The sequence below is a fragment of the Paenibacillus sp. Soil522 genome (assembly GCF_001428245.1).
In the GTDB taxonomy this organism is placed as follows: Bacteria; Bacillota; Bacilli; order Paenibacillales; family Paenibacillaceae; genus Pristimantibacillus.
Genome location: NZ_LMRV01000070.1, coordinates 1 through 25,096, shown reverse-complemented (window position 1 = coordinate 25,096; position 25,096 = coordinate 1). Strand labels below are relative to the sequence as shown.

20 protein-coding genes and 3 pseudogenes are annotated in these 25,096 nt (G+C 41.4%); 20 read left to right on the top strand and 3 right to left on the bottom strand.

What is annotated here, in order from left to right:
- The 6 genes from ASG81_RS22765 to ASG81_RS22740 form a co-directional block, all read left to right on the top strand.
- Positions 1 to 747 (top strand): phosphotransferase (locus tag ASG81_RS22765; protein ID WP_056639624.1); only part of this gene is annotated, 747 nt, incomplete at its 5' end.
- 529 nt (positions 748 to 1,276) lie between these two features.
- Positions 1,277 to 3,043: an ABC transporter ATP-binding protein gene (locus tag ASG81_RS22760; protein ID WP_056639617.1), complete on the top strand. Its 1,767-nt coding sequence runs from the start codon at positions 1,277 to 1,279 to the stop codon at positions 3,041 to 3,043.
- A 70-nt stretch (positions 3,044 to 3,113) separates the two neighbouring features.
- Entirely contained in the window at positions 3,114 to 3,254 is a 141-nt protein-coding gene (locus ASG81_RS31285; protein ID WP_155971805.1) for a hypothetical protein, read from the top strand.
- Positions 3,255 to 4,010: 756 nt separating this feature from the next.
- Positions 4,011 to 4,676 carry an HAD family hydrolase gene (locus ASG81_RS22750; RefSeq protein ID WP_056639611.1) on the top strand — a complete coding sequence of 222 codons (666 nt, stop codon included), beginning with the start codon at positions 4,011 to 4,013 and terminating at the stop codon, positions 4,674 to 4,676.
- A gap of 248 nt (positions 4,677 to 4,924) precedes the next feature.
- Positions 4,925 to 5,641 carry a M24 family metallopeptidase gene (locus ASG81_RS30220; RefSeq protein ID WP_162255057.1) on the top strand — a complete coding sequence of 239 codons (717 nt, stop codon included), beginning with the start codon at positions 4,925 to 4,927 and terminating at the stop codon, positions 5,639 to 5,641.
- A gap of 218 nt (positions 5,642 to 5,859) precedes the next feature.
- A complete protein-coding gene (locus ASG81_RS22740) occupies positions 5,860 to 6,492 on the top strand; it encodes an HAD family hydrolase (protein WP_056639608.1) in 633 nt (210 codons plus the stop codon).
- 155 nt (positions 6,493 to 6,647) lie between these two features.
- On the opposite strand, the gene ASG81_RS22735 is transcribed toward ASG81_RS22740, so the two are convergent.
- Positions 6,648 to 7,472: a Cof-type HAD-IIB family hydrolase gene (locus ASG81_RS22735; RefSeq protein ID WP_056639605.1), complete on the bottom strand. Its 825-nt coding sequence runs from the start codon at positions 7,470 to 7,472 to the stop codon at positions 6,648 to 6,650.
- Positions 7,473 to 7,690: 218 nt separating this feature from the next.
- Here ASG81_RS22735 and ASG81_RS22730 point away from each other — a divergent pair, with 218 nt between their 5' ends.
- Complete coding sequence (locus ASG81_RS22730) at positions 7,691 to 8,167, top strand: hypothetical protein (RefSeq protein WP_056639602.1); 477 nt, start codon at positions 7,691 to 7,693, stop codon at positions 8,165 to 8,167.
- Between the two features lie 1,179 nt (positions 8,168 to 9,346).
- Here the strand turns inward: ASG81_RS22730 and ASG81_RS22720 are convergent.
- On the bottom strand, positions 9,347 to 9,637 hold the full coding sequence (locus tag ASG81_RS22720) for a hypothetical protein (RefSeq protein WP_056639595.1): 291 nt from the start codon (positions 9,635 to 9,637) through the stop codon (positions 9,347 to 9,349).
- A gap of 1,908 nt (positions 9,638 to 11,545) precedes the next feature.
- Here ASG81_RS22720 and ASG81_RS31280 point away from each other — a divergent pair.
- The 6 genes and pseudogenes from ASG81_RS31280 to ASG81_RS22685 all read left to right on the top strand — a co-directional run.
- Complete coding sequence (locus tag ASG81_RS31280; RefSeq protein WP_155971807.1) at positions 11,546 to 11,866, top strand: ATP-binding cassette domain-containing protein; 321 nt, start codon at positions 11,546 to 11,548, stop codon at positions 11,864 to 11,866.
- Positions 11,781 to 12,109 (top strand): annotated as a pseudogene (locus tag ASG81_RS33050) (RNA polymerase sigma factor); the annotation flags it as partial. The gene ASG81_RS31280 and the pseudogene ASG81_RS33050, both read left to right, overlap by 86 nt.
- A 1-nt stretch (position 12,110) precedes the next feature.
- On the top strand, positions 12,111 to 12,395 hold a 285-nt coding region (locus tag ASG81_RS33045; RefSeq protein WP_235548983.1), incomplete at its 5' end, for an RNA polymerase sigma factor.
- Between the two features lie 856 nt (positions 12,396 to 13,251).
- A partial coding sequence (locus ASG81_RS33040; protein WP_235548982.1) for a DUF2845 domain-containing protein occupies positions 13,252 to 14,055 on the top strand: 804 nt, incomplete at its 5' end.
- A gap of 681 nt (positions 14,056 to 14,736) precedes the next feature.
- Entirely contained in the window at positions 14,737 to 15,702 is a 966-nt protein-coding gene (locus ASG81_RS22690; protein WP_056639582.1) for a copper amine oxidase N-terminal domain-containing protein, read from the top strand.
- A gap of 873 nt (positions 15,703 to 16,575) precedes the next feature.
- Positions 16,576 to 17,436: pseudogene (locus ASG81_RS22685) on the top strand (methyltransferase domain-containing protein); the annotation flags it as partial.
- On the opposite strand, the pseudogene ASG81_RS33035 reads toward ASG81_RS22685, so the two are convergent.
- A pseudogene (locus ASG81_RS33035) lies at positions 17,409 to 17,543 on the bottom strand (IS4 family transposase); the annotation flags it as partial. The pseudogenes ASG81_RS22685 and ASG81_RS33035 overlap by 28 nt on opposite strands.
- On the opposite strand from ASG81_RS33035, the gene ASG81_RS22680 reads away from it, so the two are divergent.
- The 7 genes from ASG81_RS22680 to ASG81_RS22650 all read left to right on the top strand — a co-directional run bounded on the left by ASG81_RS22680 (position 17,530) and on the right by ASG81_RS22650 (position 24,921).
- A complete protein-coding gene (locus ASG81_RS22680) occupies positions 17,530 to 17,796 on the top strand; it encodes an ATP-binding cassette domain-containing protein (RefSeq protein ID WP_081417516.1) in 267 nt (88 codons plus the stop codon). The pseudogene ASG81_RS33035 and the gene ASG81_RS22680 sit on opposite strands and share 14 nt — an antisense overlap.
- 169 nt (positions 17,797 to 17,965) lie before the next feature.
- On the top strand, positions 17,966 to 19,663 hold the full coding sequence (locus ASG81_RS22675) for an ABC transporter ATP-binding protein (RefSeq protein WP_056639576.1): 1,698 nt from the start codon (positions 17,966 to 17,968) through the stop codon (positions 19,661 to 19,663).
- Complete coding sequence (locus ASG81_RS22670; protein ID WP_056639574.1) at positions 19,656 to 21,377, top strand: ABC transporter ATP-binding protein; 1,722 nt, start codon at positions 19,656 to 19,658, stop codon at positions 21,375 to 21,377. The genes ASG81_RS22675 and ASG81_RS22670 overlap by 8 nt, the downstream gene beginning before the upstream one ends.
- 233 nt (positions 21,378 to 21,610) lie before the next feature.
- The gene (locus ASG81_RS22665) at positions 21,611 to 22,039 is read left to right on the top strand and encodes an NUDIX hydrolase (protein WP_056639570.1); all 429 of its coding nucleotides are present in this window, start codon (positions 21,611 to 21,613) and stop codon (positions 22,037 to 22,039) included.
- Between the two features lie 23 nt (positions 22,040 to 22,062).
- On the top strand, positions 22,063 to 22,602 hold the full coding sequence (locus ASG81_RS22660; protein ID WP_056639568.1) for a histidine phosphatase family protein: 540 nt from the start codon (positions 22,063 to 22,065) through the stop codon (positions 22,600 to 22,602).
- Between the two features lie 229 nt (positions 22,603 to 22,831).
- Positions 22,832 to 24,367, top strand: coding sequence for a histidine phosphatase family protein (locus ASG81_RS30205; protein WP_081417515.1), 1,536 nt, complete (start codon positions 22,832 to 22,834; stop codon positions 24,365 to 24,367).
- A 221-nt stretch (positions 24,368 to 24,588) separates the two neighbouring features.
- On the top strand, positions 24,589 to 24,921 hold the full coding sequence (locus ASG81_RS22650; RefSeq protein WP_056639566.1) for a lipoprotein: 333 nt from the start codon (positions 24,589 to 24,591) through the stop codon (positions 24,919 to 24,921).
- Positions 24,922 to 25,096 lie beyond the last annotated feature (175 nt).

The following is a 25,096-nucleotide window of genomic DNA, read 5'->3' as shown; positions in this document are numbered from 1 at the left end:
AATGGTGCCTCTATCCAACAAGTGGGTGACCAATTCTGTCTTGTATTCGATTGGATAGATGGCAAAAGCCTAAAACCCAGTGACATAAATGCGAGCCATTGCAAAAAAATGGGTGGTATTATTTCGTCTCTACATATGGGGGATTTTTCAGATCTTGGGATAGCAAATAATTGTTCAGAAGATCGTCGACCAACCGATTGGAACATCTATTTGAMAAAAGGACAAGAGACTAATGCCGAATGGACAAATTTATTATTAGAAAACATTGAAATGCTTAACAACTGGAATGCCATAGCAATAATCTCAGCCAAACAACTTTCTTCGGACATGGTTATCAGTCATGGCGACTTAGATCCTAAGAATGTTATGTGGGATAAAATCGATCCAATTCTTATTGATTGGGAATGTGCTGGATATAGAAACCCTAAGCAGGACTTGATTGAAACAGCTGTTTATTGGTCAGAAAATGAATCAGGCGAGATTGACAAAGACAAATTCTTAGCTTTCATAACTGGCTATAAAAGAACAGAAGAACAACTCCAAGCAAACTGGAGAATGATATTGGCGAGTGGATTTTTAGGGAAGTTGGACTGGCTAGAATATAGTCTAAAGCGGTCTTTATGGATTGATTGTAAGGAACAAGAAGAACAGAAAGCTGGGACTGAACAGGTTGCAGGAACCATAGCAGCTATTAGGCGTTATGCAGAGATGATTACTGAGATTGAAGGCTGGCTAAAAGAAATCTAAATTACTTGGTCGTTACGCTAACNTGCAGGAACCATAGCAGCTATTAGGCGTTATGCAGAGATGATTACTGAGATTGAAGGCTGGCTAAAAGAAATCTAAATTACTTGGTCGTTACGCTAACTGGGAACGATAGTTAAATAACCGCAGCGGCAGTCTTACTATCAAATCGCTTTCGGTGGAGGTACTGTAAATTAAAGAACTTATTGCGGGTTAAACCACACCCTAAACCAGCAATTTTTCGGTCCGCTCCGACTCAAAATTGGACCAACGATTATTGTCTTCAAAGAACTGAAGTTTCTCTTGGGCAACACCAATGTCCGGCATACCCGAACATACCGGTGAATAATACCGATTTTTCATTGACATAGCATCATTTGTATGGTAAAACTAGGAAAATTCCATTACATGAACTGGAGGAACGTTCGATATGATCTGACGCTTCTGACGCCGCGCACGAGGCCCTCCTAATAAGTGTTGTGTCCAAAGTTTGTTTACGAGGATCAACATTTATTCGAAGGGGAGAGGTATCTTGGAATACTTCAAAATGTTCAGACAACTGTGGTTCTACGCCGATCGAGAGCGATGGAAGGTTGCGGTCTATTTAGTTTTACATGCGATTTCATTTCTCGGCGAGTTGGGTCAACCGTATGCTTTTTCTATGATTATCAATACTTTGCAGCAGAATAACCCGTCCGTTGTAAATGAAGTTATCCATTGGGTTCTGTTTTATGTACTATGTTTCTTCACATTTGAGATTTTTCACCGCGGCGCACGTTATATTGAAATATTCGTCGCATTCCGCATCAGGAAACGTTTCGTCAACGCAATGTTCAATCGTCTCCATTCGTTACCGCTTGGTTGGCATTCAGACCATCACTCGGGATCCGTTATTGATAGAGTGAATAAAGCGGCTGACGGACTTTACAATTTCAGCCTGTCCCAGTACAACTTTGTAGGGTTTTTTATAAAGTTTTGGGGACCGTTATTTATTTTGTGGAGTATTTCTCCGGTCGTATCCTGCATTACCGTAATAAGTGGTATCGTATCGGTTATCATTACCAAGAAATTTTATAACTTGATCGTACCGGCATATCGGGCTCAGAACGAACAGTTTCATAACGTCGCGACGGCGCTTCATGATTATATCAGTAATATCAGAACCGTTATTATGCTCAGACTGGGGCAGCCGGCTAGAAGAGATATTGACGAGCGCATCAAGAAAGTGCTTCCACATCTGGTTAAAGAGCATAATATTACACAATTGAAATGCTTTATCGCCGCTTTTATCATCATGTTTCTTGAAATCGGATTGATCTTATATTACATCTACGCCCAGAAAGAAGCCGGCCATGTCATCATGATCGGTTCCGTAACGGCCATTTTCTTTTATCTGCAGCAATGCATGTCATCGTTTCAATTCTATACGTTCGATTATGAGATTGTCATCCACCAGACAACCGATTTTGAAGCTGTGAGACCGATCCTCGAGGAAAAAGTTGCGGCAAACGTTCATGAGCAGGAAGAATCCGACCTTGACAGATGGAACAAACTTGACGTTCAGTCGCTCCGCTTCTCGTATGGGTACGGAAAGCATCAGCTTACGGATGTATCGGTACGGTTGATCAACGGCCAAAGAATCGCATTCGTCGGTGAAAGCGGCGCCGGCAAGAGTACGTTGCTTCAACTGCTGCGGGGCTTGGTTCCCGTTCAAGAGGGTGCTTTGATTAAGGATGACGGCAAGGCGGTGCCGTTCTTATCGCTGGCAAGTACGACGGCATTGATCCCACAAGAACCGGAAATTTTTGAAAATACGGTGCGCTACAATATCACGATGGGAATGCCAGCTACTGAGGAAGACATTCAAACCGCGATATGGACCGCCGGCTTCAGCGATGTCGTTCATGGATTGCCTAACGGGCTCGACAGCGACATTCGGGAGAAGGGCGTCAATCTCTCCGGAGGGCAGAAGCAAAGGCTTGCTTTGGCCAGAGGGATTTTCGCCGTCAGAGACAGCAGCATCGTATTGCTTGACGAGCCGACTTCCAATGTGGATCCTGCTACCGAAACAGTTATTTTCAAAAGGCTGTTCGAGCGTTTATCCGGCAAATGCGTGGTAAGCGTTCTGCACCGATTGCATCTTGTACGGCATTTCGATTATGTGTATGTATTTAAGCAAGGGAATATCGTCGAGGAAGGTACTTTCCGTGAACTTTGCAGCGCGGACGGGGAATTTTCCCGGCTTTGGAATGAGTACTTGGCTGAAGAAGATGCATTCGGCAAGGAAGGTATAGGGTAGGCAAGACGCAACATAAAAACCGGTCGCCAAAAACGGCCGGTTATTTTGTTATGAAAGGAGAGGGGGAAGGTTGTTCAAGATTGGCGAGTTTTCGAAATTGCAGGGTATCTGTCAAAACGTTGCGATATTACGTGAACTGGGCCTCCTGAATCCGGCTTCGGTCGACGAGGTGTCCGAATACCGGAATTATGCCACGAATCAGCTGTCGTGACTGAGCTAACGGGTACGATAGTGCAATGATAACAGGCTGCTTTTAACAATCGGCAGCCTGTTCAGTTAACGGGCAGGATAGATCAATAAACTCGGATGAGGTACTACGAATATTTAGTACTATTTCCTGTTAAATCATGATGATATACTTTTTTCATTGGGATGCAGTCATAAATAAATAAATAAATAAATAAACGGAGGTCTATTCAGTAAATTCATCAAGAAAATCAGCTTTTGTTTGCTGTTACTATCATGATTGAGGTGTGCAAAATTGTTTAGAAAATTTAGTTTTTGGATACCACTTGTATCTCTATTAATCATTGTTTTTCATTTGACTGGGTTAGATGCAAAAACAGGATTTGATGACAAAGGCTTATTAGCTTACTATACTAGCCCCCCCTTCCTTTTAGTAGATCAACATTTTGCTTTTAAGCATGCTCCTCTATTTTATATTTTAACTTTATTTTTTTGGTTTCTAATTGGTTGGATTATCGATCGATTAATTAAATCTGTTAAGTCTCTCTTCAATAAATAACTCTTTTGCATTCGCAGAGAGAAAAAATGAATAATTTTTCATTCAGCTAACGGGTACGGGAGTTGAATAACACATAGATGAGCAGGTGCTGCGGTGGCCTGCTCTTTTTATAAAGCTAACGGACAGGATAGTTCCAGTTATGGTAATATAACCTAATAAGCCTACTATACAAGCATAGTCCGGAAATAGAAGAGCTGAGTTGAGAAATGGAGTGGAGTTTAGTTGAGAAGGTATATAGGTGTTTTATTTGATTTGGATGGGACCTTAATTAACAGTGAAGGGCTGGGTTCAGAAGCATATAATTACGGGGTTCAAAAAGTTTTAAATCGAGAATTAAATGAATCTGAAAAACAATACTTACTCGGAAAACCGTTTAAGGCTTTAGATGTTATATTCCCCTTCTTATCACCTTCTGAAAAAGAAAAAATAATAGAGGAAACATTAGCTTATTATAGAAAATATAATCATCAGATTAAAGAATATCCTGGTATCCGGGAAATGATAAAAATCCTTCATGAAAATGAATTTATACTAGGGATTGTTACTGCAAAATTAAGGGAAAATGCAGAAAATGAATTACGAAACACTGGGTTGCTTCCATTTTTTGAGGCAGTTTTGGCAAAGGAAGATTGTCTCGATTTTAAACCTAGTCCTGTTCCTTTACTACAATTGTCTGAAAAGCTTAATTTACAGCCAAATCTGTGTTTGTATGTTGGAGACCAGCCGACAGATATACAAGCCACACATGCCGCAAACATGACTAGCGTTGCGGCTCTTTGGGGAGAAGGTAAGCTTGAAAGACTTTCACCACTAAACCCAACATTTCTAATTAATAATCCAAACCAATTAATTGAATTATTATTAAACTACCATGAAAGAACGGATTAACTTTCATGCTCTGTGGTGCAGCATAAGAGATGCATGGATGGCTAACGGGTACGATAGTTCAATCAAAATAGGAGCAGTTCGCTGCTGCAGCTGCACCTGGTTTATTAAGCTCCCATGGAAGAACGCAATTACTTCCATAATCTGTGGTGTTGCATGAGCGGCATGAATGGCTAACGGGCAGGATTGTTAAAAGGAAGAATTTATAATAAAGACACATTTGGATTAATAAGCTAAGGGTGGGCTATCTTGTGGAGCATTTGTCACATTATCTTTACGTTCAATCTATCGCCAAAGTAACAATAAGCGAGTTAACGGATATAATTAAAGAAGGCATCTCAGAAAGTGAAATCGTTTATAAAGCCGAAGGCATCATGAGAGATAGTGGTGTCAATAGTTTTTGGTATCACGGTATAGGGGCTTTCGTTCATGTTGGAAAGAGAACAAAAATTTCTGAATCAGGTAAGGATTATAAACCTGCGGAAACATTAGTAGGTAAGAATGATATTGTGACCGTAGACCTTAGTCCTGAGATTAACAGCTATTGGGGAGACTATGCCCGAACGTTTATAGTTATTGATGGAAATGTGACTGACGAAGATGCACTTCAAAATACCAAAACTCAGTCTGCTCTAGAATTTTCACATGGAATTAAAGCAGAAAAACAACTTCATAACGTGTTCATAGAGTATGTAAAACCAGACATGACTTTTGAAGAAGTTTACTTATACATGAATGGAATTATAAAACAACTCGATTACCTTAATCTTGATTTTTCTGGTAATTTAGGACACACAATAGAATTTAATAAAAATGACAGAAAATATTTTGAGTTGGGAAACAAGATGCCACTGAGCGAAGCATCTTTTTTTACTTTTGAGCCACATATTAAGCAAATGAATGGGGAGTACGGCTTTAAAAGAGAGGATATTTATTATTTCCGTAACGGAGAATTATTGGTTTTATAAAGTTAAGATTGGACTAACGGAAAACTTTTGTGGAGGAGCTGCTGCTTTGATGCGGCTCCTTCCTGCTTTCTTCAACAACGGGGGTAGTTTACAGAAAAAAGGAAACTAGGCAATTAGTATCGAATATCTAAGAAAAACGTGAACAAAGCTCAGATCTTCAGACCTAGGATCATCTGATCCTGCCTGAATACGTCTTTGAAGGGAGAACAAGGAGTAGTATGAAATGTATTTTATTTGACTTAGACGGTACTATACAGGATAGCGAGAAATTAGCAACCGATGCTAATCGCGTGGGATTTCGCACGATATTGGGTCGGGAAGCAACAGACGATGAGCTCGAGCAGCTTGTTGGGAAACCTGTGGCAAAAGTGATTGTCACTATGTTCCCGGAAAGTGGAAATCAGATATTTGAGAAAGCAGTAGAACATTACGATACCTATTGCCACTCCATTCGGTGTTATGATGGGGTAAAGGAAATGATGAATGCCGTTAAGCTGTCAGGTTTTGCAATGGGGATCGTTTCTTCTAAACGACGTAAATACATTTTGAAAGAATTGGAAGCTAACTCCATCACGGACCTGTTTACATGTATTATCGGGCAAGAAGATACGGTTGATCACAAACCTAATGCCGCTCCGCTTTTAATGGCGGCCAAACAAATGGAGTTTGAACCTGAGCAATGCCTGTATATCGGTGATCAGCCTACGGACATTCTGGCCGCCCAAGCTGCAGGCATGAAAAGTGCTGCGGCATTATGGGGAGAAGGTAGAAAAGAGCGATTGTCTTCAGTTTCACCAGATTATTTTTTCGAAACACCTCAAATTTTTTTAGATTTCATTAAAGATGGTTAATATCTAAAGTGACCGCATGTATGTTTTTACGGGTACGATAGCGCAATAAACAGTTATGATGAAGCTGTCGGAAGAATTGGCAGCTTCTTTGGATGATCTAGAAGATCAGGGAGAAGTTCCACAGATTACTCTTGATAACAATCTGATTTATGTACTTAAGAATCCTGTTGTATACTACGAGATTGCAGTAACGCTTCAAGTACAGCCGCTACGCCGTCATCGTCATTTGTCTCCGTTATTCGTGCGGCTTTAATTTTCAGTTTATTAATAGCGTTTCCCATTGCCACCGGATACCCGCAAAGATCAAACAGCTCCAGGTCGTTGTAATCATCCCCGAAAACCATCGCTTGATCCGGATGAAGTCCTCTTCGGCTCAAAACTTGTCCCAATGCACCAGCTTTGGATACGGAAGAATTCATAATCTGAACCAGCCTGCTTCCATCTGTTAGAATTAACTTAACCCGGTGCGAGAAGCTGCTTTTCAGCTCCGTGTAAATATTCTGCACATTGGGGAACAGCAGCTTTGAAGGACATAGCCGGCTAATTTCTTCTCTGGACAGTACCGTAGGAACCGGGGCGTCTGAAGGCATGCCGAGAATATCAAAATGCTCCGAAGCCAAGGAACGATTACTGAACATGGCGTCCTGCGCCTCAAAGCAAACTAGAAGCTCACCACTTCGGGCGGTAATGGCGTCATAAAGATCAGAGACAGTTTCATGGTCAATCAGCACATGGTCCTCCGATTGGTATGAAGAGTCCACGGTATGGGCGCCATTGTAGTAAATTATGCAGCCTAATTGCAGAAGTTCTTCCGGCAGCAGCATTCGTACCGACCGTGAAGGCCTTGCAGTAGCAATAATGATTTGAATCCCATTTTTGTGACAGTCCAATACAGCCTGAAGGTTTCGCGGGGAAACCTCACGCTGGGTATTCAACAACGTTCCGTCTAAATCCAAAACAACAGATAGTATATTGTTCATGACGCCTCCCATTGAAAATTTTATCAATAATATCACAGGATACCTTCAACTGTAAATCATTAGTAACCATGGGAGGAAGTCGTTAGTAGACTTCGTGCTATTACGCTAAACCAAGGAGACTAGACACATATCAACAAAAACTAGTCCTTGGTACATATTAACAAATTATTATCTAAGTAGGATAATAAACTCAACCTTTAGTTGGGGGGGAGTGAGTGTTGGGTTTGAAGAGAATAAAAATGTTTATGGCCGCTGCGTTGGTTGGGTTTAGTCTGTTTTCGATAACCGCAGGAACGGTTTCCGCTTCTTCTGGTTTATGGCTCGACGAGAAACCGGGAGATTACAATCCGGAAGTCCGCACCTCAAAGCACCGTACCATTGGGAGAATTGGTTATTTTACGGAATATGGTCCTATAGGTGATTGGTCAAACATTAGCGGCAAGCCACTTAAGGTAACAATAAGAATTTTCCCACCACCAGGAGATTTAAAAATCCGGGCCTGGGTTTATGATGCTGGAGGCATTCTGGATTCAAATCCGAAGCCAATTTCGGACGGCGTCGCACAAGTATATAACACCATAGTCCAGCCAAATGATAGACTTGTATATTATTTAGAGGCTTATGATTACGAAGAAATTGAGGAGCTAAGAAGAAAACCTATAATAGTGGTAATTGATGCTATACCGTTAAGCTAACACAAAAATCCCCGCCAACCCGAAGCCAGCGGGGATTTCACTTTACTCGACGGATGTGATATTTGTCTTGACATCCCAGGCCACCGTTGCACCGAGCGCCTCACCGTAGGCCCGCGCCGCGACGTATGTGACGCCGTCGATCTGTTTGGAGTCTGGGAGACGATTATTAATGTTGAGTCGTCAGCAACAAAAAAGAGACTTTATATCAGACGTTGAAGTGATCTTAAATAGGCCCGTTGGCCGGTTCGGGGAGATGAAATGGAATCTCGAAAATTTTTCGAAATGAGAGATTGGAGAAGTGATCAATAATGAAAAACAAATGCTACATTGGGAAAATCGTTATTCATGAGCAGTTATACGTAACTTATTGCCCTGATAGTAATCATTTCTTAGAATTATTACACATTTCATCTTTGACTGATGTAAGAAAAGACATAGAAGAAATTTCTAAAGAACTGAGAATACCGGTATTGACAGTTTTGACCGTTCAACATTTAAGAGGGGGCTGTCTGATTTAGNGTCTTTGACTGATGTAAGAAAAGACATAGAAGAAATTTCTAAAGAACTGAGAATACCGGTATTGACAGTTTTGACCGTTCAACATTTAAGAGGGGGCTGTCTGATTTAGGATAGCCGCCGCAGTTTGGCCGTGGATTCTAGGAAAGTAAATAGGAGCAGTGCATGAAACATCTAGGGGTGTTCATTGCAGACTCACATCACTTTCCATTGCCATGACTTATAAATGTTTGAACTGTTTCATGTGCTAGGATACGCTCGATGAACGGATGAGCGATGGTTAAACGAAAATGGATTCCGAAATAATTCAATCGAACGTTACGTCATCGAAGCGAAAAGTTTTATAGAATGGCACAATCAGCTTTTGAATAAAAGTGAATTTGCTTCTTCAGCTGTTGCCGCTCGTGATCTGCATGCTTGAAAAAATATTTACTTAATGAAGCAACCTATCAGCGTGGAAAACAAAAGCCTAAACGATGCCAGAGAAAGTAGACCTGACATCGAATACCTTGAAAAACATTTACGTTGCCAGGGGCACTCCATTGATAAGCAAGGGAGATTGACCAGAAGAGGCGAAGAGATGAGAATAGATATAACCAAGTAAAGTTCTCGTGTTCTAGAGGGCTTTTTTGTTTGTTATCCCTTAAAAATAAAGCTATAAAGTTACCCATATTTCTTTTTCAAGAAATATAATACGCCTGTATTAACAAAACAATTTACAATAAATCCGGTTCCATAGTACATCATACTGACAAGTTGACCTAACCCGTCCCCATCAATAAACCACCACAAGAAAGTAGTACCATATAACAGAACCGCTAAACCAATGGATTGTAGTAATGATCGAAGAAAAGAATTTGTTTTTCTAAATCTAATCACTGCAAATAGGATGACTGAAATAAACGCTATGCCCGGTACACCATAAAATAATAAAGCTTCTAACTCGACTCTCATGGGGTTCTCCTATCTAAAGTTATTCCTCTGCCCTATTGTAATTAAAAATAATAAGAAAGAGCAGTACCAACTTCACCTAGTACCGCTCTAAAGATTTACATATTACGCCGACAAACAAGCAATATCACCCCGATCCCTAGCTAACCCATTTAGACCATAGATGTTCTTTTTGATCTTCAAACCAAATGATGGAAATGATAGAATGAGGATAGAAATTAGCAAGCATTGGATCTTGAGCTCTATCGGTCCTCGTTACTTGAAATATTTAACGAGTCTTCAACACAGGCTGCCGTATATCTGATTCGAGAGATTACCGTTCTGAGGAAAGTTATGTGCCGAATAAGAATAGTAGCCCGGGTACACATCTGTGTGCCTCCTACGGATCCACCAGAAGGAGGACGAATATGTCGAGGCAACGAAAGGTGCAAAAGTCCTTGATGCAGGAGTTAAAGAAAACCCTTCATTCTCTCACGAGGCCAAAACGCCTCCCCAAGAAAACCAAGAGTCGGAAAACTACCTCTACGAAGACGACGACTAAAACCAAGGCCGAAAGCAGCCTAGAATTGCAGAAGAAATTGGAGCAGGATTTAACCCGGAAAATGACGCAGGGTATGCAAAAGATTAAGCAGGAAATNTAAAACCAAGGCCGAAAGCAGCCTAGAATTGCAGAAGAAATTGGAGCAGGATTTAACCCGGAAAATGACGCAGGGTATGCAAAAGATTAAGCAGGAAATGGAACAAGAACTCTTGAAAAAATTGACAAGCAAGAGGGCTACAACGAATAGTGATGAAGAAGTTTCTTCCGAAGAGAAAGTACGAAAATTCTCCAAAGGCATGACTACAAAGTCATCCACTAAAACTACAAAGGGAAAATTTAAACCGGAAACGGATTGTACATTACTTAAATTACTTACATTATCCGAAAGTTTAGAACGCAGAGTAGTTGTCGGCTACGAGGTTTTAGATAATAGCAGTCAGGAGATCTGGGGCATTGACATCCATGAAGGTGCCAAATTGGGTAGGGCTAAAAAGATCTTGAATACAAAAGTAAAAAGCCGTAAAATTGGTCCGGAACGACAATACTATTTAGTGCATGTAACGGATGATGCCCTGTATTACTCTGATGAATACGCTAAAGCGGCCCTAGATCGAGGAAGACTGACAATCCGGAAATATACGCCTGAATTGGCTGACGCTATCAAGAGCGCATACGATTCAGGATACAAAAACAATAGTAAATTGCCTAAACTAGGATAATGGCCCCCGATTTTCATCCCGTCGTACGCTAAAAACACGCAGGAAGAAATTTGCCGGATAGAGCCGCGACCGCATGCTGCCCATTAAGCTAGAGGAAGAAGGAAATACTTCTATCTGTATGTGATTTTTCCTCAATTAGTTGTAGTTTTTGTTTCAACATTACTTGTTGTAAATGATCTAGAATTTCGGAACGTCTCTATAAGAGGCGTTTCTTTTTTTGGGGTATAGGCGATATGACTCCATATTGATAGTGGCAATGTGAAGCAAAACGAACTCCTGCATCCCCAAGCATCGGAAGCACAAATTATAATGCTGACTATTGAGAACCAAAATGTAAGTTTTCTGAATAAAAACCTATTTTTCTCCTCCTATTTTATTTCAATATTTCAAGATTTCTTCAATTGAACAACAATCATGACTTTATCTTTAAGTAGGCCGGCTATCTAAAGATAAGCTTAAGGTTGAATACAACTGATGGAAGTTGAAAAGTTATAGTATCCGATCCGTGCGAATGGCGAATATTTCATAAGATTGTTTATCATTAAAACCATTTATAATTAACCCCGTTAAAGAGAAGAACTAGAGGTTTTTAATAGAAATGTATGACACTGCTCCTCTATGATAGTAAAAAATATACGATCAAAGAAATAACTGATCAGTGAGAAGGTCGGCCTGATCGGCCGCAACGGCCGCGGAAAATCAACTCTGCTCCGGTTAATTTCGGGCCATGAGCAGATAGACGAGAGAATGCTAACCATTGTCTTTAATCCCATGTGTTTCCCCAACCGCATTTTTTTTGGAAAAATGGAACCAGAGTGGGAAGCGCATTGTCTAATCATCGGAGGTGAAGAGGTTGGAGGAATCCTATTGGAAACACTTGACGGTCATGGATGCTGGTCTGCTGCGCGAGCTCATGATCAAGTACGGGCAGGAAGTTTGGAACTTAGCCTATATCCTGACGAAGCGGAATGACCTGGCTGATGACATCACGCAAGAAGTGTTCTTGAGTGCCTACCGAAATATCGAGCTGTTCCGCGGCGAGTCTTCCATCAAAACATGGCTGCTGTCCATTGCGCGCAACACGTCCGTGAATTACTTGCGATCCGCGTTTATACGTAAAGTGACGCTCATGGCATGGGTCAGCAGCAAGGAGACGAGTCCGTCTGCCGAACACGAGGCGCTGGAGCAATCCTTATCCGATGATATTTGGAGAATNAAAGTGACGCTCATGGCATGGGTCAGCAGCAAGGAGACGAGTCCGTCTGCCGAACACGAGGCGCTGGAGCAATCCTTATCCGATGATATTTGGAGAATCGTCATGAAGCTGCCTCTTAAGTTTAGAGAGGTCCTCATTTTAKCCGGAAAATACGATATGTCGATGAAAGAGATCGCGGGTGTGCTCRGCGTATCGGAAGGCACGGTGAAGTCCAGATTAGCCCGTGCACGGCAGAAGGTTAAGGCTTATTGGAAGGAGGAGGGTACTGCATATGAAYGAGTTTGATCCTGAATGGMTGCAAAAATTGAAAACAACTGATCCGTTGCGGGYGAAAACCTTTACCCCYGAAAAAATGTCGGTAATCGAGAAGGCGGTCGAAAATATGAACAAACCATCGAGAGGACGCAAGCRGAAGGTATGGATTCCGGGCTTCGCGGCAGTTGTCGCGGCCGTCATCTTCGTAAGCGGCATCCTGCCAAGCGGCCCTTATACGGGATGGCTCTCGGRTCTATTCGAGAGTGAACAGAATGACGGCACTACGGCCAAACCGAATCCGACCCCTSCGGATCAGGCGGATCCGCAGCCGGAGWTCGAGCCTCAGCCGCCGGCGGAAACCGTCCCGTTGACCGGAAAACTGAAGGACCAGCTCCAATTCAGCACGGAGAGTGAGATGACTATTTCGATCCATGACGCGCAGAGCGGGAAAGACTTCGAAATTCCCGCCGATCGTGAGTATGTTATTCTGCAAAGCCTGAACGGAACCGACTTAACTGCGGCTAAAGCTTCGGAGGCTGCTTCATCCAGTTCTGAAGCGAGCGTGTTCCTCCGTTTTTCGGTRGACGGGAAAATCTATCAAATTCCTTATCGCCTGAAGACGAACACGATCGAATGGAAGGGACAATCGTTCTATGTGGACGACGGGATCATGCTGCTGATGCACGGACTGCTGTTGCCGGAAACGAAGCTCACCAAGATCGATAGGGTCTTTGAGCAGGCGCGTAAGGAGCAGGGAAATGGCCAGGTGATCGAGCAGGAAAATCGTTATGATTGGGAAAGGCTGCAGATTGACGGGAAAGACTATRCAGCTTGGGAGAAAGAACTTAAGAACAAGGCGATCGTCCGTTCCATCGCAACAACCTTNCATGACGCGCAGAGCGGGAAAGACTTCGAAATTCCCGCCGATCGTGAGTATGTTATTCTGCAAAGCCTGAACGGAACCGACTTAACTGCGGCTAAAGCTYCGGAGGCCGCTTCATCCGGTTCTGAAGCGAGCGTGTTCCTCCGTTTTTCGGTRGACGGGAAAATCTATCAAATTCCTTATCGCCTGAAGACGAACACGATCGAATGGAAGGGACAATCGTTCTATGTGGACGACGGGATCATGCTGCTGATGCACGGACTGCTGTTGCCGGAAACGAAGYTCACCAAGATCGAYAGGRTCTTTGAGCAGGCGCGTAAGGAGCAGGGAAATGGCCAGGTGATCGAGCAGGAAAATCGTTATGATTGGGAAAGGCTGCAGATTGACGGGAAAGACTATACAGCTTGGGAGAAAGAACTTAAGAACCTGCCGCTTGTCAGCGAGAAAAAATACTATAATTTTTTTACCGAGAAGATGAATAGTATCAGGCAGTACGAGCCAGGCATCATCGCGTTGAATCTGGCCATCCTTTTTGAAGATCCGAAGTATGGAACGAAAGACGGCATCCGTGTCGGACTGACCGAAGCGGAGGTTATTGGGAAGCTTGGCGTTTTTGAAGATCCGAAGTATGGAACGAAAGACGGCATCCGTGTCGGACTGACCGAAGCGGAGGTTATTGGGAAGCTTGGCGAGCCGAACAAAAAGTCGRCTACGGAGTGGAGCTATAAGGACGGCGATTATTCCAAATTTCATCTCTATTTCGAAGATGGAAAGGTCCTTTATATCGTAATCACGATGCCGTTGTAAGCGGGAACCTGGTCAGCATGGGAGTAAGCAGATTCTTTGCTCAACGGAAACGCTGAGGCTGTCGGATCGTTCGACAGCCTTGCTGCGTCAGGTTTCCTTCAAGGTATAAATTTTGATCAGGTTTCTGATAAATAATAAGCTCGAATAGAGCTCGCTGTTAGTCGAGGTGAATATGTACAGTGGCGGTGGAGATAACAACGATTAGAAGAGAAGAGCTGCTACGAAAAGCAGATGTATTAAAGCAATACGAAATCTATGGTTACCAAGTCGCTTATTACTTACTTGAAAATGAAACTCTAGCCACCAAAGCGGCCACCAAAGCGTTGATTGAGTTATTAAAAGATGAAGATTTCTTTCATCAAACCCAATCTCTTCAAAAGCAAAAAACGAAACAAGTCTTCATAAAGCAATCATTGNAAAGCGTTGATTGAGTTATTAAAAGATGAAGATTTCTTTCATCAAACCCAATCTCTTCAAAAGCAAAAAACGAAACAAGTCTTCATAAAGCAATCATTGTTGATCAAAGCTTTAGTTTTACAACAGACATCTTAAACTGAATAGACAATGACAGGTGATCGGCCATTCAACTAACGAGCAGTTTAACGGAGAGGTAACTTCTTCATGTCTTTTAGCGTCTAACCAATGGAAAGAAGAATGCTATTATGATGGAGGTTGAGCACAGTGAAAAAGCTTTTATGCATAATTGCCATAATTGGCGTGATAGGTTTTAGTTCCTCTGCCTTCGCGGCCGGAGACGTAAGCATTACGGTGAGAAATAAACAAATTCAAACCGATAGTCCACCCATTATCGTTCAGGGCAGGGTGCTGGTTCCACTTCGCGCTGTCTCTGAATCGCTTGGTGCCTCAGTAGAGTGGAATCAACAAAAAAAGACCGCAACCGTTCGCAAGTGGTCGGAGAAGATTTCGCTGACTGTCGGAAATAAGACAGCCTCGGTCGAGGATGGTCTGAACCAGCCTGGTACAATTTCATTGGATATTTCGGTCAAAATCGTCAATAATCGTGTGTATGTGCCTCTGCGATTTATATCGGAGCAGTATGGCTACAAGGTGGCTTGGGAAAATGACACAGTCTCCATCCAATCGCCGCTGGATCAGAATCAACGAGCCAAGCTCTACTCGGGTGATTTGTCAACGAGCAGACAAGTTGCAATGAAAGCAGCATATGTTGATCGCAATTACGCGTATCTGCCTTTACAAACCCTGCACCCGTACGAAGATTACAGCACGGCATTTCTGTTTCCTCAAGGAGAGGCGCTGCGGTTTTTCACTATCGAAGGTAACGAAACGGTAACATTGTTCGAATATAAGGATGATTTTCTCGTGGTGACCTGGCAGGCACATGTGGAAGAGTTAGAAGGCAACTCCATTCATAAGCTATTAGAGGATAAACTCAAGGATCGTACAGGACCGACACCAAAAATCAACAAGCCCTTTCTCTATTACTACTCTGCTCCTTTCGGAGATAGTTATACTGTGGAATCTGGCCGCATTGATGCTGATGGAAAGTATGCCCAGACAGGTTACAAAAGAACCGTGGGTGGAAGCGTGACGGATTTTTCTGGAACGATTTCTCTGATTCTGCCAGATGAGATTCGCAAGGAAATCATTAAAGTGCCGCAAAGTTAATCGCTGCCATTACGGGTACGATAGTGGGGGAGCTGCCGTGAGGACAGCTCCTTTTTGATGCTCATTGAAGTAACTGGCAGATTAACGCAACTTTGGTCCAGAGCAAGCGTCTTAAATGAAAGATTCATTTTGGGGAGGAATAACAATGAAAGCTATCAAGAGAAGTCTTTTTTATTCAATTTTGATAGGAGTTTGCATGTACCTAATAGAAACGTCTTATCATCACAAAGAAGTCCAAAAAATTATCACAGAACTCGAACAAAGTGAATTCGCTCCCATAATTGAATACTACTTTTAATTTTTACTTAATAACTGAATACCTTTGGTTGGATCTATTTATTTTTGTAGGCGTCTCATTTATTGTATTCTTATTTGCAAACCTTCTTTTTTAAAAAAACAACAATTCTCAATTGTTACAGTAAACGAAGACGAAACGCATCGAGGCCTAAAGATCAACGGCATATTAATTGAAGATAAAAGGTTACAGGATCAAGCTAACAAATACGTATTGGTCATTACGCTAACGGGTACATTAGTTCAATGAAGGACTCTATACAAACGATGAAGGAGCTGCCGCGGCAGCTCTTTTACATCTTCACAAAATAAGATATTTTGTACATATACTGATAGGCGTTAAGCTAAATGGCAGCATTGAATAAGTAAATACTGAGAATACATTGATTTTTGAGCTTCACATTTCAGAAATTCGAATATACAAATGTTTATTTACAGAAATAAATCAGACCCTTTATTAAGGGAGCAGAGAACGATGTAAAAGTGTAAAATAGGAAAAAACTTAATAGCTACTTTCTGTTTTTTCCAATTAATAAAATGATTATAATTAATCGCAGTTAGACAGATGTACCAAGGAGGGGAAATATGAAAGAACGTAATTCTACATACGATATTCGTAAAGCCACTCTGGGTTATCAAGAGGAGGTTGAGCGACTGAAAGTTCAAGCAATGATGGGGTGGCATAAAGAGTTTCGCAACTTACAATGGTATGGATTGAAGAACGGTATGAACGTATTAGAACTAGGCAGCGGTCCGGGTTTTGTTACCGAACAACTCGCCAATAACTTGCCTGATAGTGAGATTACCGCACTGGAAATTGATTCATCGTTATTAGATGAAGCTAGAAACAGGTTACACTATATCCCATCATCCAGACTGCACTTTGTACAAGAATCGGTATACGATACCGGACTACCTGACAATTCGTACGATTTTGCTGTGGCTCGGCTACTCTTTCTTCATTTACATAATCCGTTGAAAGCTGCCCAAGAGATCTATCGTATATTAAAGCCTGGCGGCAAACTGGTTATCATCGATATTGATGACGGAATATTTGGAGCGATTTATCCTGACATTATGCTGCTACCCTCTGTGTTGCGGAAACTTGCGGATTATCAAGCATCAAAAGGAGGCAATCGGTATATAGGAAGGAGCCTGCCTCGCCTCCTAGCAAGTACAGGTTATATTGATTTAGATATTGATACTGTCACACAGCATAGCGATCTTCACGGTGTTGAGGGCTTTAAGCGGCAGTTTGATATAACACGTTTTAAAGGTTTCTACCAAAAAGGAATCATCAATATAGAAGAATTCGAACAGTTAAAACAGGCATCCGAGAATATTAATGATTCCCCCGAAGCATATGCGATGATGAATTTTGTAATGGCTTACGGTAAAAAGCCGGCTCACTGGGTGAACCAACTGTCCATTAAGGTATAAGATGCAGAGGCACCAGTAGCTATAGCACGGTCAATCATAGACGCAATCACCTTTGGTGCTGAGAGTAACGCTTCTTCTCGACGTTTATAGCCATTGGTACGGTTATCAGGCGGTCAGCGTCAGCGATTGGCCATCACCCGATCCTTGATTCATAAACCGGAAATCCTCATCCTTGATAAGGCAACGTCTGCCTTAGATATGGGAACAGAACGTAATTTCCAATGTGTTTTGGACGTAAGTAGGCAGGGGTTAACAACCACCATTATCGCCCATCGATTGTCAACTATTATGAATGAAGATGTCATATTCGTCATGGACCAAGGTAGAATTGTTGAGAAGAGGAATCTTAATGGGTCTTGATTATGTATAAAGACAACTTGTAGATGTTCAATCTCAAATGTGAGGCCGTGTAGAAAAAAATGCAGAGGTGATATAGATCAATACAGCGACTGAAATTCAAATCTTAAAGATATCTAAAAACAATAAACGGGCTTCATTTACTTCGTATTTGTGGATTCTTAGTTTTTTAATGCCATATGCTGGGCTGGTTGTTGGGTTTATTTCCTTCAGCCTGTTTATAGTTGCAGTTGAATTATCGATTCCGAAATTTATCCAGTATTTTATCGACGTGTTGCTTCCAGCCAAGAATATACAAGCGTTCTTATGGTTGTTGGTTATCCTTGCAGGGCTGGTGGTTATGATGTTTATTGCGACCATATTCCGTAACCGTCTTCAACGAATTGTTCAGGAGAAAGCAGCTCGGGATTTGCAATTTTCTTTATTTGATCACTTGCGGAAGCTGGGATTTTCCTATTATGAACGGAATCCGGTAGGTGAGACGCTAACCTTGTTTAATTCGGAAGTTACAGCTGTCCAGCAAGTTTACCATCGGTATTTTCCGGGATTGGTAATCACGGGTGTCACTTTTGTCATATCAGCTATCCTCATGCTTTCTATTCATATCTCCCTTAGTTTGGTGGTGATTCCCTGCTTTATATCTTATTACTTGATTGGACCTTATTTTGAAAAACGAGCAGCTATGCTGGGACAGGAACTCCAAGTAAAGAGGACTAGGTTTAATAAAAAGATCTATGATACGGTTTCCGCATTATTGGAATTGCGAGTGTACCGCGGTAAGAACTGGGATCTGCATCAGAGTCTTGGTAGACAGAAGGAGATGCATGAAACGGTAAATAAGTTTTACTTCATGAGCTATGCAAGGGGGCTTGTTCGTCGTGTCTCCGTTCAATTAGGCGCGGTTGCTGTATTTGCGTATGGGGCTTATTTGTTAACGCAGGATGCCATAAGTACAGGTTCTTTGGTTGCGTTCATGTTTTTTTACTTTCGATTGATGCAGGATATGACCCACATTGTAACGATGACCTCTGAGCAGAAAGTGTTAATGAATCAGGTCGAAAGACTATTTGATTTTATAGGTGAAAAACCAGAAGTCGAAGAATGTAACACACCAATAAAGCTTCATTCAGTACAAGGAAATGTTTCGTTTAAACAAGTATCTTTTCATTATCAAGCACAGCCAGAACTTATTAAAAATTTTTCCTTAGATATTCAATCGGGAGAAAGAATCGCTTTGGTAGGGACAAGTGGTAATGGAAAATCTACACTATTGAAGCTGGTAGGACGTTTCTATGATCCCCAAGAAGGAGAGATCACACTTGATGGGATTTCACTACGAGAGTTATCCCTGAAGCAGATTCATGAGTCCATGGGCTTCGTCTTTCAAGAAACGTATTTATTCGGGACATCGATCCAAGAGAATATTCGCTTTGGAAATCCGAGTGCAACGAACGAAGAGGTAATTGCTGCGGCCAGAGCGGCTTATGCTCATGACTTTATTCAACAATTCCCTCAGGGGTACGAAACATTCGTCGGTGAGCGCGGAGTGAAATTGTCAGGAGGGCAGCAACAACGTATTTCCATTGCCCGCATGTTTATTAAGAATCCCCGCATTGTATTGTTGGATGAAGCCACCTCAGCGTTGGACAATGTGAGTGAATGGGAAATTCAACGGGCGCTGCACAAGCTATTCGAAGGACGGACGACGATCACTATTGCTCATCGGTTGTCTACTGTAAAGGATTTTGACCGTATTGTTGTCGTGGACAATGGTGGTATCGCCGAAGTGGGGACTTATGATGAATTGATTGAACAACGGGGGGCCCTCTACAGATTAGTGGAAGGTGAGGGGGGGAAGTCACTTGAATAACAAACAATGGATATGGATATATGCGCGCCAGGTGAAGGGACTTTTGATATTCACCACATTACTATTAGTTATAGAAATGATGGCCAATATCAGTATCATTGGCATCCAGAAGTTTATTATTGATGATGTATTTGTTAAACGTAATTTTGACCTTTTGGTACCACTGTTAGCAGGTCTCGCAGGTCTAGCGATCATATACAATGTAATACATCTTTATGCTGCGATGGTACGCAATAGGGGACAGTTTAAACTCCAACGTGTATTGGTTGAAGATATGATCCACTATCTGCACTGCATTCCGGTAGGTATCTTCCGTAATCAGCGTACAGGTAAATATGTGCATAACCTCACTCAAGATATTGATCAGGCTTCCGGGCTTGTAGCACATCAAATTCCGAATGGTATTATGGAAATAAGTGGTGCTCTGATATTGTCCGTTATTATCGGGTTCGCCAGTCCTATCCTTCTGCTGACCATATTGGGAGTCAGTGTGGTTTATATTGCTCTAGGTAAATACTTTGCACCCAGAATGAAGAAATCAGGGAAAGAAGTTGCGGAGAAACGAACAGAGCTGCTAGTCATGATTGAGGAGGGTATCGCATCCTCGCGTGAAGTCATCGCCTATCATCGTCAGGACTGGGAGAAAAACCGCTTCAGATCTAAGTTTGGTATGTATTTCACAAAAATTATGCAGCAAGTGCAATTAAATAATCAGCAAGCGTTGTTCTCGATGTCTATGCTTTGGGGTATCCGTTTAATTGTATTAGGATATGGCGGCTATATGGTCATTCAAGAGAACCTGTCCATCGGTCTGTTTGTAGTTGTATTTCAGTTCTCCTCACAGTTGTTGACTTCCTATGAACGCGTCTATAACTTTCTCGTGGGACTGGCAGGACAAATGGCTGCTGTGGAACGCGTGCGTGAAGTCATGGATGGGGAGAAAGATCATGAGGGGACTGAAATGATTAACACGAGTATCAAGAGTCTTTCAATTGACAATGTCAGCTTCAAATACGAGTCGGAAAGTGTTCCGGTTCTTCAGGGCGTACATATCAATATTCCTATTGGGAAGAAGGTCGCATTCGTTGGAACGAGTGGTGGTGGAAAATCGACGATTGCCCAATTACTAATTCGTTTCTACGAACCGGATACCGGTCTAATCAGAGTGAATGAAGAACCTTTGTCGAATATTCAACGAGATGATTGGTCACAGCGTCTATCGATCGTTTTCCAAGAGCCCTTTTTGTTCCCTGATACGATTAGAAACAACTTGTCTATGGGTCGGGAGGTTTCCGAGGAGCATATGAAAGAGATTTGCAGCAAGATGCAAATTCACGATTTTATTGAATCATTGCCAGAAGGCTATGATACGCAGGTAGGAGAACGCGGCATTCAATTATCGGGTGGCCAACGACAACGTATAGCTTTGGCACGTGCTCTCTTGGTGGACAGTGAGATTCTCATTCTCGATGAAGCCACATCTGCACTAGATTTGGAGACAGAACGACAGGTGCAACGCCATCTGGATGATTCTCGCAGAAATCTAACGACGATTGTGATCGCACATCGGCTGTCTACCATTATAGATGCTGATATAATCTATGTACTGGATGAAGGACAGGTGATTGAACAGGGTACACATCAGGAGTTATTAACAAAAGGGAGTATATATCCGAAATTGATTCGTGTGCAAAACAATCCTGTTGGTGTATAAATGGTCTAAAAGAGGAACTTTGACCATTTAATCACATCAGAAGAAGAATTTCGCGATATAATAGGTTATCCCAGTGAGTTAGTTGTAAAGTAAGCGTCAAATAGCTCTCATCTTGATGAAAAGGTGGGGGCTATTTGACGCTTACGATTAAGGAACGAAGATAATTTTTCGCCGTAAAATTAATTAATATCCAATCCTTGGGATACATAGGCCCGCTAATGGAGGTACTAAAAATGTTTATTGTAAATGTTGAGGGTGCTATCTTTTATAAAGAAAAATGGCTACTTATTAAACGAAGTGCAAAAGAAGAACATGCGGGCGGAACCCTCTCTCTTGTCGGTGGCAAAGTTGATTTTGAAGGGAACTCTTTGGATATTCTCGAAAGAACCGTTAGACGAGAAATATTTGAGGAAATTAGCATTCAAATTACGGAGAACATACGTTTCCTGTATAATTCTTCATTTGTTTTAGATGACGGACGGCAAGTAATCAACGTTGTTTTTCTTTGCGAGTATGGCAAAGGAACAGCACATAGCAAAAGTCCCGATGAAGTCGAGGAAGTATGTTGGATGACATACGATGAAATAATAAATCATCCCAATACACCACCTTGGACGAAGGAAAGCATAACAAGAGCAGAGAAACATCTGAGAGTGATTTAGAATTTTTAAACGGGAGGGTTTCTTTGAACATTTACATAGTGAGACATTGCAAAGCGGATGGACAATCACCAAGTGCAAATCTTACAGAGGAAGGTTATAAGCAAGCCAATAGACTTGCTAAATTTTTGTACGGAAAAAACATTGAAAGCATATATTCAAGCCCTTTTGTTAGGGCAATCGATTCAATCTCTCCATTAGCACAGAAACTACAGGTTAATTTAATTACAGATGATCGATTATCAGAAAGAATATTGTGTAGTGAGAATCATCCGAATTGGCGTGAAATGCTTCGTAATACTTTTAATGATCTTGAGTTGTGTTATGAAAGTGGGGAGTCAAGCATCACTGCGATGGACCGTGCCTTATCGGTCATAAAAGATGTAAGAGAAAGTGGATTAACAAATATCGTTATAGTTACCCATGGAAACTTAATGTCCTTGTTGTTTAAATATTATGACAGAAAAATCGGTTTCAAGGAATGGGAAGCGCTATCAAACCCTGATGTCTACCACTTAAAATTTGATGGCACATCATCACCAATTATACAAAGGATTTGGCGTTAATGATTACGCTCCCATGGAAGAACGCAATTACTTCCATAATCTGTGGTGTCGCGTGAGCGGCATAGATGGCGTACGGAGTTCACTGCAGCGTGTGGCAGACCTTCGCTCAACTAACTGGCAGTTAGTTAAATAAAAAGGGGATTCTCTAAAGGAATATCCCCCTCAGTTTCACAAAGACTATTCAGCAATTTTCGAATTTTATGAAACCTGTGAGAGAGGTGTTTTATTGATGAAGACTGTGTTGTTTTTAACTAGACACGGTGAAACTGAATGGAATGTAGAAGGAAAAATGCAGGGTCTTAAGGATTCTCCTTTAACCAAATTAGGCAAACGTCAAGCGAAATGGTTAAAATCATCTCTAAAGGATATTAAATTTGATGCAATTTACTCCAGCCCCAGTCCAAGAACATACCAAACTGCAGAAATAATTCGAGAAGAACGGGAAAATGAAATTATTATTTGTGATAATTTGAAGGAGATCAGCCTAGGCTCGTGGGAAGGACATAAAAAATCAGATATTGAAAATCTTTTTCCAGACGAATATCACTCCTTTTGGTATACTGCGCATTTATATAAACCCTCAAATGATGGTGAATCATTTTCTCAGTTACAAGATAGAATCATTCCAACAGTATTAGATATTATAAATAGACACAAGGGTGGTAATGTTTTAATCGTTACTCATGCAATTGCACTTAAAGTAATCATGGCCTATTTTAGAGGAGATTCACTTGAAAAATTATGGAACCCACCAACAATTCAGCCCACATCATTAAATAAGGTTGTTATTACAGATACCGAATATAACATTGAATTGTACGGGGATACTTCTCATTTCCAGACAGTCCGTAAAGCGGTTGGGGCCATAGTGTTCCAGGGGGATAACTTCTTATTAGTTCATAAATTATTGAATACTTTTGATAAGGAATCTGGGGTCTGGGATTTTCCAAAAGGCGGGGTTGAAGAAGAGGATTTAAGCCTAAAAGATGCGATTATGCGTGAATTACTTGAGGAAACAGGGACGGATAAATACATCATTAAACAAGAACTACCTGAAAAAATAACTTTTTATTTTGACGACGATATAAAGAAGAAAATTGGTTTTGAGTGCCAAGAGACTACTATGTTTTTAGTTGAGTTTGTTGGTAATCAAATTGACCTAAAGCCATGTGGAGAAGAAATAGATGAGATATTGCTAATAGATTCGGAAAACCTCCTAGATAAATTATCTCATAAAGAAACCGTTGCGTTTATCCAGAATCATTGTCAATTTTTATTGACGGGCAGGAGGGGATTAACTTTGAGCCGACCATTGCTGCCAATGCTGAGGGCCGAGGGAATTATCGTCCGTAAGGACGGATTAGCTTTCTTAGTGCAATGTGATAGTGAAGAATCATTCTATCGCTTCCCTGGTGGAGGCGTTGAATTCGGAGAAACCGCCGCTGAAGCCATCAAAAGAGAGTTGATTGAAGAATTTGATTTGCAATCAGATATTGGTGAACTTGCATGCCTCAACGAGAGCATTGTTGAGTATGATGGGAGAAAGAGACATGATTGCACTATCTTGCATTGGGGTTCAATTGATGACACGCACGTCTTGGATTCAATAAATCATAACGAGCGTGAAGGAATTAAATTAACATGGCGAACTTTCGAACAATTGAAACAAAGGCCCTTATTCCCCGAAGGAATATTGGTTTTCCTCATTGAAAGAAGGGAATCTGTCTCTCATATAGTAATTAGAAAAAATTACGATGAAGAGTAAGCATGGATCCATACAATTCCCAATGAATACTAGCAGTCTGTGATTGCACTAACGGGTACGATAGCTCCATAATGTTTCACAACGTAGGCTGCTGATGATTCTCTCGGCAGCCTGTTGTGCTAATGGACAGATTAGCAACAAAATTAAGGAGCAACATTATCCATAAATCTCCGTTTATAAGATTGAAGAGTTAAATAAGTATTATCTGGGGGGGGCAGGGTATGAGAAAGTCTTTTTTGTTTTTACTGCTAGTTCTCGCTTTAACAGCATGTTCAACTACCCATGGCTCAAATAATAAGAGTTCTTATCCAAGTTCCGTTGCGTGGAACGATTCTTTATACGGGGTTTCCTTCGGCGAAGTACCTTCAACGAAGATTGGGAAAGAAATCGGTGAAATAAAGCATTTGGTAGTTCCAATGCCAAAGAAAAATAGTGATTCGAACGAGAAACTTGGCAAGTTGTATGAAATAAAAGGAAAGGAATCTCAAGATGAACTCGCTCTTGAGGTAAATGGCACTTACTTGGAGATTCATAAAGTTGGGTCATTGAACTAACGGGTACGATAGTGGAGGAGTTTGCTATGTAGCAGCTCCTCTTTTGTTTTATTAAATTAACTGGCAGTATACTGGAGAAAATTACCTATATTGGTACCAGGGATTTACATGATAAATTAGAATTAAAACAAATAAAAGATAAAAGGTAGTAAGGTGAACATTTATGAAAATCAAG

Coding starts and splice junctions, on each gene's coding strand:
- ASG81_RS22675 (WP_056639576.1), top strand. CDS start 17,966: ATGCCATATGCTGGGCTGGTTGTTGGGTTTATTTCCTTCAGCCTGTTT.
- ASG81_RS22740 (WP_056639608.1), top strand. CDS start 5,860: ATGAAATGTATTTTATTTGACTTAGACGGTACTATACAGGATAGCGAG.
- ASG81_RS22735 (WP_056639605.1), bottom strand. CDS start 7,472: ATGAACAATATACTATCTGTTGTTTTGGATTTAGACGGAACGTTGTTG.
- ASG81_RS22720 (WP_056639595.1), bottom strand. CDS start 9,637: ATGAGAGTCGAGTTAGAAGCTTTATTATTTTATGGTGTACCGGGCATA.
- ASG81_RS30205 (WP_081417515.1), top strand. CDS start 22,832: ATGAAGACTGTGTTGTTTTTAACTAGACACGGTGAAACTGAATGGAAT.
- ASG81_RS22665 (WP_056639570.1), top strand. CDS start 21,611: ATGTTTATTGTAAATGTTGAGGGTGCTATCTTTTATAAAGAAAAATGG.
- ASG81_RS22650 (WP_056639566.1), top strand. CDS start 24,589: ATGAGAAAGTCTTTTTTGTTTTTACTGCTAGTTCTCGCTTTAACAGCA.